The following is a 9,125-nucleotide window of genomic DNA, read 5'->3' on the forward strand; positions in this document are numbered from 1 at the left end:
CATGTAGGTACGCCAGTCGTTGACCTTGGCGGTGGCGGCGCCATACTGATAGTAGCAGGTGAGGACGGCGGCCCAAGAGGAAAACGTGCCAACCACAATCGCCACCATAATGACCGCGGCCACGTGGCGCAGATTCATCCGAGTGCTCTCCCCGATCTTCATGGCCTCCAGATGGTTAGGCATCTGGGTTGTGCGCATATCCAGGTCTTGCCATAACAAAATATTCAGTCCGATCTGGTCTGCGGGGGTGAAAGCCTGGGTACCCCCTGCAGCCCGCATAAGGCTGTGTACGTTCATATCCGGCCCAAATCCCCACGGTAGCCCGGCCTCCGCCCGCATTCGGGTGAAGGTGATGACGTAGAAGTAGAACAGAACGAAGAACACAAGCGGCACCCACCAGCTCATGCCGATGGCCATGCCGAAGGCCACCAAGAAGATCAGCCCACCTACCGCGCCCACCAAGGCAAGTGGATAGGGCAACGGCTCGTTGGCATCGTCGAGTTGCCGTCGTTGCGCCCTCGAAAAGAGGCTGCGCGCCGCCGCCTTAATGTGACGCCTGGCTCCGTAGAGCGCGAAGAGGGCTACCATAACAAATGCGCCGGCAGACTGCTCGCCCAGATACGGCATATCGGCAGCAGCCATGCTCGCGCCAGGCTGGTGGTAGCCGAGGGCTGTAGCCACCACATTCTCCATTTTGCCGAAGAGATAGAAGAACCACAGCGAAAACGCCACGTCGAGCGGCAAAAAGTAGGTTAGCCCGATGACAAGCGGGTAGAAAGAGAGCTGCAGCGACCCTACCCCGTTCCAAGGGGGATTGCTGAACAGAGGCGTGAGATCGAGGCGCGGATCGCTCGGCTTAATGGGGATGAAGGGAATGTTGGGATATAGATAGTTAAGTGAGGCCAGCGATTCGAGCACCACCGGAATAATGAAACCGACCCAGAGCAAACGGTTAGCAAACAGTTCGCTGGCCCAACCCTCTTTGCTGATTTCAAGGGGCAGCTGCGTGATGGGAAAGCTCAGGCGCTCCTGATCGGCCCACTGCCGTCGAAAAAGCGTGGCCATGCAGAGCATCACCCCAAGCAAGACGATGATATAGAACGACCATACCAAAATGGGAGAGAGCCAGCCCAAAATATGATCCAGGCGCCAAAAGCTCGATTGACCGGTAAAGTAGGCCTTCACCACGCTCTCCTTCGGGAGCAGCCAGGGACGCACGGCGGGCAATAGCTTCTCCTTCCAATGGTTCTCCGGAGTGCCATAGTAAAAGACGTCGGCCAGAAAGGTGTTGAGAAACTGCATCATCCCTATGCCGGAAATGCCAATGGAGACCGTCTGCATGATGTAGATGTACATGATCTCGGCCTGGGTGAGCGCATACTTGGGCAGGTAGCGTTTGAGCATAAAGTTGATAAGCAGAATAACGAAAAGAGCAAAAACCACCGCGATGATCAGCGACATGGCGGCCAGGTCGGTGGCCTGCGCCACGATCTCGGTGTACTCGTTCCAAAAACACATAAGGGGGATAAGCAGCAGCCCAATAAGGAATGCACGCGGCGTGATCCCCATCCCTCGTGTTTTGCGAGGGGAACCCATCGGCGGCGACGGTATTGGATTTGGCGGTAGCATCTCTGCACTCACGAAAGTCTCCCATGAAGCTTAGGGAATTAAGGAAGATTCTAGCACAGTAGGAAGGCAACAACCGTCTATAACGGCGGAACCCTCGCCAGGCGATTCAAAATCAACTTTAGCAAAACGCCTAGCGAGGGAGAGTCTTGACTTACACCCGATGGGCCTTCATTCCTTTGGAGTTGGCCAAGGCCTGTTCCCAAAGCGAGCACCACTTTGCGTAGTCCCGAAGCACACTTTGCGGGTCGCGCCGGCTGCGCACCACAAAATCGGGGTGAAAGGGGCGACCGGTTGGCTCGCCGGTAGGCTGATAGCGCAGATCGAGGCTCCAGCGCACCTGATCGGTGTAGTTAGGGGTAGAGCGATGCGGTGTATGGCGGTGCATAATCACCATTCCTCCCTTGCGCACGGGCACCGGCTTTGGCGGGATGTTCGGAAGGCACTCCGGGCGAATCGTGGTACCCCCCTCGGCTTGATGAGGCAGATATCCAAGTTTCCAAGCGCCTGGCATTACCTCCATGCAGCCGTTTTCCACGGTAGCATCGGCGAGCGGAATCCAAAAAGTAAGGATGTTGGAGTTGTCGGCCTCCTCCCATGTTACGGCAGCATCCTGGTGCCATGGCACGTTGTAAAAGCCGGTTCCCTCACCGGTAAGGGTTGCGGGCAGCTTCGGGCGGATATGCTGAATGGGGTTACAGGTTATTTCGGGGCCGAGAAGCTGCTCGACGATGTCGAGTAGACGCTCGTTAAGCAGAAAGGCGAACGTGGCAGGCCCTCGAACATACATGATGTCTAGCCCTTCGGTAATTTGAGGGCACTGGGCGTAGAGAAGAGCGATGCGCCGTTCAAAGGGGGCTTCGGGACACAGGTTTTGAATCTTGCCTTCGGCCGCCAGCACCCGAGCTTTGTTCTCCACCCAATCGGCATACTCCGCGATAACAGGGGCAAGGTCGTCCTCTGTAAAGACGTTTTCGACCACCAGCACCCCCTCTTCATGAAAAGATTTGACCTGTTCCGGCGTCAGCAGGGTCATTGTGAGACCTCCCCATTTCGATTTGGTCTATGTTAGTTTGTGCAAGGCTCCTCTATTTTCCTGTTGGCCCCACGTTCTGATGGCTACGTATCTGCTGAATAGCAGCGGCTTTTGCAGCAGGTGGGATGTGGGGGTTGTTTTCGATGGCCTGAATCTGCTTGTTTGCCAAATCGGCGGGGTTTTGCTTTGAAGAGTCGATGTTGGCATTATTTCCGCAACAGCCCACCAAAAGGCTAAAAAGTAGCAGAGCAACACCGCGATTTTTCTATGCCTAGACTGTTTTGAAGAACTCGCCTGAACGTTTCTAAAAAAGCAACTGATGACGATGTACAGATACACTCTCTAACAGACCAATGCTAAATAACGTGACAAGCACGTTGCTTCCTCCGGCGGAAATTAACGGCAGGGGAACGCCGGCAACCGGCACAATGCCCACGTTCATTCCGATGTTTACAACCACATGAAACGCGATCATCGTCACAACCCCGGTGGCCACCAACTTGCCGTAGATGTCTTCATCCACCTCCGCAATGATATGATATCCCCGCCAAAGAAGCCCAGCATAGATTAAGATAACAAGGATGCCTCCTACCAAGCCTAACTCCTCACCGATGTCGGTAAAAATGAAGTCGGTCTGCTTCTCAGGAATAAACCCCCCTTTTACTTGGGTGCTATGCAGCAGCCCTTTTCCCCAAATGCGACCGGAACCAATGGCGATGCGAGCCTGCACCACATGGTAGCCCGAACCAGAAGGATCGGCTTCAGGATCAAGAAAGACTGTAAGGCGCTCTTTTTGGTAGGGACGGATGATCTTGTTGGAGTGCCATACAACGGCAAAAAGAGCTATGCCGGCGAGTGCGAGGGCACCTATCTTGCGCAGATCGGCGCCGGCCATGAACACCATGCCCGCCCAAATCGCCACAAGCACCAAAGAGGTGCCGAAATCGGGCTGTTTGAAGATCAATAGGGTGGGAACGAGAATGTGGCCAAGCGACATGAAAAGGGTGCGCCAGCTACCTATGGTCTCTTGATGCCTCGCAAGGTAGGTTCCCAACGTCAATATGATAAAGAGTTTTGCCGTTTCGGATGGCTGAAACTCGAAGCCGGCGATCCGTATCCAACGCGCGGCCCCATTTGTCTTGTGGGCGAAAATGAGCACCAAGGTCAGCAGCAAGAGATTTACAACATAAAAATGGCGTGCTGTTCGCCGGTAAATATGGTAGTCTATCCATGTTGCCGCGATCAGCCCCCCATACCCTAACACCATCCATAGAATCTGCTTTTTATAGGCGGGGTTTGGATCGGCGTGGGTAACGCTGTAGAGAACGACGAGTCCCACAATCGTCAAAAGGAGAGTGAACAGCAGAAGAGGCCAATCCAAGTTTTTTCGTAAGCGTCGCTCGAGCATAGAGATGTTCACCTCGTTTTCTTTCGACGACCTCTTTGAGGTCACAAAGGCCATGGGCAGGAGGTGCAACCGTGAGATGTCTTTACACGATGACCCTGCTGCTTTTAAGCAGTTGGCTCCTTTTAGCGGCCAAGGCACAAAACGATCCGTTTCTTGGCCCTAACCGCTACCCGCAATATCGCAACCTCTCCGGCTTGGCGGGTGGAGGGTTCGGTGTGGATGCCGAAGGCTACCCCTCTCTTGTAGGGCCAACGGCCTACTCTACCCCCATCGCCTACGTTCCCGGCCACGATGAAATACGGATATTGGGCGCGAAAATGAGCTTCACAAGCCTGCCGGATGTTCGCATTAGCCACACAAACGGCAGCGGTGTTTTCCTTTATGGGCACACGTTTGGCCGCCTCAACGTCGCCTTTTCCGATCTCATCAAAAGCTCGCAGTGGGACCAAGCGCTCAACCTTCAGATCGGTTGGATACCTTCCTCTCCTATCGCTCCGGCCTTCTCGGTAGGCGTTCAAGACATCTTCGGGCATGGCGGAGCCGCCGGCGAGGGGGTGCCCGGCGATGCCGCCTCCACCCGCTCCGTGTTTGCCGTGGCTACCTGGTGTGTGCCCTGGCGCCATCCACTCTATGTAAGCGCCGGCATCGGTAGTTGCCGATTTCGTCAAGGGTTCGCATCTGCAAGTATGCCCTTAAGCCGGGGGCTGCGCGGCTGGATTGAGTACGACGGATTCGGCTTCAACGAAGGCCTTCTCTGGGCGACCTGGAAAACAAAGATGGGTCTTCGTGCCGAGACGGACTTCACCGTGGGTTTTATTCGTGGCCGCTATTTCCTTTTAGGCGCCGGCATTGGGTTTTAGAGGCTTCGCCTTAAGAAGCGGGCGCACCGCCGTTAAAAGCCGATCGGCCACCTCGCTTTTGGGCAACAAGGGCAGCGGCTCCTGACGCCCGTCCGACCACAGCAGCGTCACCACATTGGTATCCGTCTCGAAGCCGGCCCCTTCCTGGGTCACGTCGTTGGCGACGATAAGATCGAGCCTTTTGGCTTCGAGTTTATGACGGGCGTGCTCCAGCAGGTTCTCTGTTTCGGCGGCAAAACCCACTACCACCTGATGGGGGCTTTTACGCCGCGCCAACGTGGCCAAAATGTCGGGGGTGGGGTATAGGCTGAGAACGATGTCGCCTTCCCGCTCCGATTTTTTCAGCTTGTGTGCTGCCCTCTGCGCCGGGGCATAGTCCGAAACGGCGGCTGCAGCAATGAAGAGATCGCATGTTTGGAAGTGGCTTTGGCAGGCATCAAGCATCTCGGAAGCGGTTTCAACCCAAACCACGTCAACACCAGGCGGCACGGCCAGGCTTGTGGGGCCGCTGATCAGCGTTACCTTCGCACCACGGCGCTGTGCGCGCTCTGCAATGGCATAGCCCATCTTACCGCTCGAACGATTTGAAAGAAACCGCACAGGGTCCAGCGGCTCACGCGTGGGGCCGGCCGTCACCAAAACATGGATGCCGGCGTAATCGCGCATTGGGAGCAGCGTGTCCACCACCCGCCGAACGATGGTTTCCGGCTCGGCAAGCTTCCCTACCCCCACGTCCTGACAGGCGAGCAGGCCGTACTCCGGCTCGATAATGTGAACCCCACGTTCCTGCAAAAGGCGTAGATTGGCCTGCGTGGCCGGGTGTTGCCACATCACCGTGTTCATGGCCGGAGCCACCAGCAGAGGCGTGGAGACGGGCACGGCCAAAAGGCAGGTGGTGAGCATATCGTCGGCGAAGCCGTGGGCCATGCGCGCCAAAATATCGGCGGTAGCCGGTGCTACAAGCACCAAATCGGCGGATTGCGCCAGGTCAATGTGGGCAATGCGACGCGCATGAGGCTCTTCAAACACATCGGTAAGGACAGGATTGCGTGTAAGAGCGCGAAAGGTGGCAGGCCCAACGAACTGCGTCGCTGCCGCAGTGAGAACCACGTGCACGTCCGCCCCAAGCTTTCCGAGGCGGCTGCAGATGTCGGCAGCCTTATAGGCGGCGATGCTGCCGGTGACCCCCAAAAGGAGCGATTTGCCCGCAAGCAACATCTCTTCGGTACTCATGCGTTTCGTATCCTCAAGCGTTCGGCGAGGATAATGGCGCGTAGCCCCTCACAGGCCGTTTCCACCAAGTCGTTGATCACGCAGTAGTCGTATCGCGGCAACACCGCCAGCTCCTCACGGGCGATGCGTAGTCGCTCTTTAATACGCTCCTCGCTCTCGGTTCCTCGTTGAATTAAACGACGTTTCAACTCATGCAGGGAGGGCGGTGCAATAAACACGAGGATCGCCGTAGGAACTATCTGCTTCACCTGAAAAGCGCCCTGTACCTCGATTTTTAGCACAACGTCCAGCCCCTGCTGCAGTTGTTTTTCTACCGGCTCTTTCGGAGTGCCGTAATAGTGACTCCCGTAGCGCGCATATTCCAAAAACTTGCCCGCTTTCACGGCCTCTTCAAACTGCTGCAAGGAAAGAAAAAAATAGTCCTGGCCGTCTCTCTCGCCCTCGCGCGGCGGGCGTGTTGTGGCGCTAATGCTTCGTACGACTCCGGGCGTTTGGGTTAAAACCTTTTCGATGATGGTATCTTTCCCCACACCGGAGGGACCGGATACCACTAGAAGGTTCCCACGCTGCTGATGCGGCAACAAAAGCGCCTCGCCGGTCTGCTCTTCTTCTCTCATAATGCAAGCAGTATAGCACAATCCTAAAAGGGATGCACGAACTTTCGACACTTGACAGAGCCGAAGTTTTGGGCTACATTGTACATCGGCGATGGAGGCCGCCGGGGCGTTGCGTTTTTGCTGCCCAAACCGCTCTCTTTTGAGCTGATGGCTCCTAGCTCACACTCTTATTAAGGGCCTTGTGGTGGGCCTAGGAGGAGACATGTTGAAACGGCTGCGTCTTGGTGCCGCCTGGCGGAACATCGCCTCTTTTGTGCACCGGCACCTCCGAAAGCGTCGAGCTGATAAGCACCTCCTATTTTACGACCTTCTTTCTGCTGTTCAGCAGCCGGGCTGTCCTCTCTGCCGCCTCGTTGCCGATGCCGGGGCGCGTCGTCTCTCCTTCCTTTTTCATGAGGAGGTAAACGACCCTCCCACACGTCTGCGGCTGCGCGCCTCCCTCGGTTTTTGCGCACGGCACGCCCAACAATCGGCTTACCCCGGAAACGCCTTAGGGTTGGCCATTATCTATAAAGACCTGGCCGAACGCGCTCTAGAACGTCTTCAGAACCGCGATCGTACCCTCTTACAGCATGGTTGCCCGGAATGCGAGGAGGAGAGGCGCGACGCGGAGCGTTTTGCTAGGGCTCTTGCCGGCGACCTGCTTGAGCCTGAACTTCAATCGGCCTACCTCAAAGGGGAGGGCCTTTGCATCCCCCATTTGCAGATGGTCGCCCGCTTTGCGACACCGGAAAGTTGGCGCTTTTTGCAGAAGGTGGAACAAGAGCGCTTGCACCGACTTGCCGAAGAGCTGGGGGAGTTCATTCGTAAAAACGACTACCGCTTTAGAGACGAGCCTATGGGTGCGGAGCGCAATGTGTGGCTGCGTGCGCTGCGTAAGCTTTCAGGCCTGCAGCACAAGGAGGAGACAACCCTATGAGCCACTCGCTCTTCACCGCCACATTTCGCCTGGCCTGCGGTCAACCGTGCTGCCCTTTTTGCTGGATGCAAGAGGAGGATGAGCGACGCTATATGCGCTCCCTCATCCATGAGTACACGCTCGCGCCCGATATCCATGCGCATCTGGCGGCCTCTACCGGCTTCTGTGCACGCCATGCCCAAATGCTTATCGAGACAGAGTGGGCGATGGAGAGAGATGGGCTAGGCACGGCCACCCTCTATGAGAGCGTGCTGAAGCAACTGGAAGCGGCAACGGCGAAGGCGCTTGAAACCTCCTCTAAGCGCCCGGTGCTTCGCAAATTTGATCCGAATGAGGTGTTCGAGCGCATCTTGGCGGCGCTACACCCGCAAGAAACCTGTTTGGCCTGCCTGCATAGCCGCCAAAACGAAAGGTTTGCCCTGCAGAGTTGGAGCGACTATCTGTCGGAAGAGGGGCTTGAGGCCGACTTGGCGCAAACCTATCTGCAGGCATGGGGGGTCTGCTTGCCACACCTACTGCGTTTGCTGGAGCAAAGGCCCTCTTTGGAAGTTGCTAGATGGTTGCTGAATGACTTTCAGACCAAACTGCAGCAGCGTCGGAAACGCTTAGAAGCCTATATTCACAAGCACGATGTGCGCCACCGCCATGAGTTAAGGGAAGACGAACGCCACGCATGGATAGAGGCCGTTACGCTGACGGCGGGCGGTTTTCTTGATAGACGCGGAGGCTTGCTATGACCGACGGACACAAGCGCCATCTCATGGCCACACTTTTGGCGGTGGAAGAGACAAGCCGTCAAATCGAGCAGATCGCCCGTGAAGGGCGTAGCCCCTCTAGCAATCAAAAACTAACCCCACTCGACGCCGCCTCGTGGGCGGTTTTCGCCGATTCGCTTCGGCAAATGCACAACGACCTACAGGCCTGTATAAGGCAGCTTTTGCCGGAGGCACAGCAGCATGAGGAACATCGCGAAGGGCTATCCGTAACCCTCTATTGGCTTTCGGTGCTGCTGCTGCATTTAGATGAAGAGATCGTTGAGGATTTAGACCCAAAGAAGACCGTGCCAAAATTCGGGCCTCTGGAGTCGGTAGAGCGCGAGGCACTCGAGACGGTTGTAGCTCAAATGCATAAAACCGTTGAGCGGATGCGCCAACAGATCGAACGTCTTCGGCGTCAGGGCGTGCAGGAAGAGGGTACGGGCACAGGGAAAATAATAGAGAACTCTAGTAAGGAAGGGGATGGCCTTTAATTGAGGACCTATCGTGTTGGAGTGGCCTGCATGTCGCACGACCATGTGTGGGGCGAGTTGCGCCTGTGGCAGCAGCAGCCCGGCGTGCAACTGGTTGCAGGTGGAGACGACGAGCCGGAGCTTTTGGCCAAGCTGGAGAAGGAGTTTGGCGTAAAGCGCCTTTACCCCTCGTGGCAG

Annotated in this window: 9 protein-coding genes and 1 riboswitch; of the genes, 4 read left to right on the top strand and 5 right to left on the bottom strand. The window is 56.4% G+C overall.

Annotation, left to right across the window (positions count from 1 at the left end):
- The 3 genes from VKV29_RS08500 to rodA form a co-directional block, all read right to left on the bottom strand.
- On the bottom strand, window positions 1–1,641 hold a 1,641-nt coding region (locus VKV29_RS08500), incomplete at its 3' end, for a DUF6785 family protein (RefSeq protein ID WP_324200878.1).
- 139 nt (window positions 1,642–1,780) lie between these two features.
- Window positions 1,781–2,662 carry a phytanoyl-CoA dioxygenase family protein gene (locus VKV29_RS08505; RefSeq protein ID WP_324200879.1) on the bottom strand — a complete coding sequence of 294 codons (882 nt, stop codon included), beginning with the start codon at window positions 2,660–2,662 and terminating at the stop codon, window positions 1,781–1,783.
- A 304-nt stretch (window positions 2,663–2,966) separates the two neighbouring features.
- Window positions 2,967–4,070: a rod shape-determining protein RodA gene (gene rodA / locus VKV29_RS08510; RefSeq protein WP_324200880.1), complete on the bottom strand. Its 1,104-nt coding sequence runs from the start codon at window positions 4,068–4,070 to the stop codon at window positions 2,967–2,969.
- A gap of 71 nt (window positions 4,071–4,141) precedes the next feature.
- On the opposite strand from rodA, the gene VKV29_RS08515 reads away from it, so the two are divergent.
- On the top strand, window positions 4,142–4,930 hold the full coding sequence (locus tag VKV29_RS08515) for a hypothetical protein (RefSeq protein WP_324200881.1): 789 nt from the start codon (window positions 4,142–4,144) through the stop codon (window positions 4,928–4,930).
- Here the strand turns inward: VKV29_RS08515 and coaBC are convergent.
- Window positions 4,907–6,163, bottom strand: a complete 1,257-nt coding sequence (gene coaBC, locus VKV29_RS08520; protein ID WP_324200882.1) for a bifunctional phosphopantothenoylcysteine decarboxylase/phosphopantothenate--cysteine ligase CoaBC — start codon at window positions 6,161–6,163, stop codon at window positions 4,907–4,909. The two genes, VKV29_RS08515 and coaBC, sit on opposite strands and share 24 nt — an antisense overlap.
- A complete protein-coding gene (gene gmk / locus VKV29_RS08525) occupies window positions 6,160–6,780 on the bottom strand; it encodes a guanylate kinase (protein ID WP_324200883.1) in 621 nt (206 codons plus the stop codon). Before gmk ends, coaBC begins: the two co-directional genes overlap by 4 nt.
- 78 nt (window positions 6,781–6,858) lie before the next feature.
- Window positions 6,859–6,944: riboswitch (Fluoride riboswitch) on the top strand.
- Window positions 6,945–6,982: 38 nt separating this feature from the next.
- Between gmk and VKV29_RS08530 the strand changes: the two genes are divergently transcribed.
- From VKV29_RS08530 to VKV29_RS08540, 3 genes are read left to right on the top strand one after another with little or no spacing between them, the layout of a single operon-like run.
- Window positions 6,983–7,699: a DUF6062 family protein gene (locus VKV29_RS08530; RefSeq protein WP_324200884.1), complete on the top strand. Its 717-nt coding sequence runs from the start codon at window positions 6,983–6,985 to the stop codon at window positions 7,697–7,699.
- Entirely contained in the window at window positions 7,696–8,436 is a 741-nt protein-coding gene (locus VKV29_RS08535) for a DUF6062 family protein (RefSeq protein WP_324200885.1), read from the top strand. The genes VKV29_RS08530 and VKV29_RS08535 overlap by 4 nt, the downstream gene beginning before the upstream one ends.
- The gene (locus tag VKV29_RS08540; RefSeq protein WP_324200886.1) at window positions 8,433–8,948 is read left to right on the top strand and encodes a hypothetical protein; all 516 of its coding nucleotides are present in this window, start codon (window positions 8,433–8,435) and stop codon (window positions 8,946–8,948) included. Before VKV29_RS08535 ends, VKV29_RS08540 begins: the two co-directional genes overlap by 4 nt.
- Window positions 8,949–9,125: the final 177 nt, after the last annotated feature.

This window comes from Chthonomonas sp., from assembly GCF_035294165.1.
In the GTDB taxonomy this organism is placed as follows: domain Bacteria; phylum Armatimonadota; class Chthonomonadetes; order Chthonomonadales; family Chthonomonadaceae; genus Chthonomonas.

What these genes read in the sequence shown, in the direction of transcription:
- VKV29_RS08505 (WP_324200879.1), bottom strand. Translation starts at nt 2,662, where the DNA reads ATGACCCTGCTGACGCCGGAACAGGTCAAATCTTTTCATGAAGAGGGG.
- rodA (WP_324200880.1), bottom strand. Translation starts at nt 4,070, where the DNA reads ATGCTCGAGCGACGCTTACGAAAAAACTTGGATTGGCCTCTTCTGCTG.
- coaBC (WP_324200882.1), bottom strand. Translation starts at nt 6,163, where the DNA reads ATGAGTACCGAAGAGATGTTGCTTGCGGGCAAATCGCTCCTTTTGGGG.
- gmk (WP_324200883.1), bottom strand. Translation starts at nt 6,780, where the DNA reads ATGAGAGAAGAAGAGCAGACCGGCGAGGCGCTTTTGTTGCCGCATCAG.
- VKV29_RS08530 (WP_324200884.1), top strand. Translation starts at nt 6,983, where the DNA reads ATGTTGAAACGGCTGCGTCTTGGTGCCGCCTGGCGGAACATCGCCTCT.
- VKV29_RS08535 (WP_324200885.1), top strand. Translation starts at nt 7,696, where the DNA reads ATGAGCCACTCGCTCTTCACCGCCACATTTCGCCTGGCCTGCGGTCAA.
- VKV29_RS08540 (WP_324200886.1), top strand. Translation starts at nt 8,433, where the DNA reads ATGACCGACGGACACAAGCGCCATCTCATGGCCACACTTTTGGCGGTG.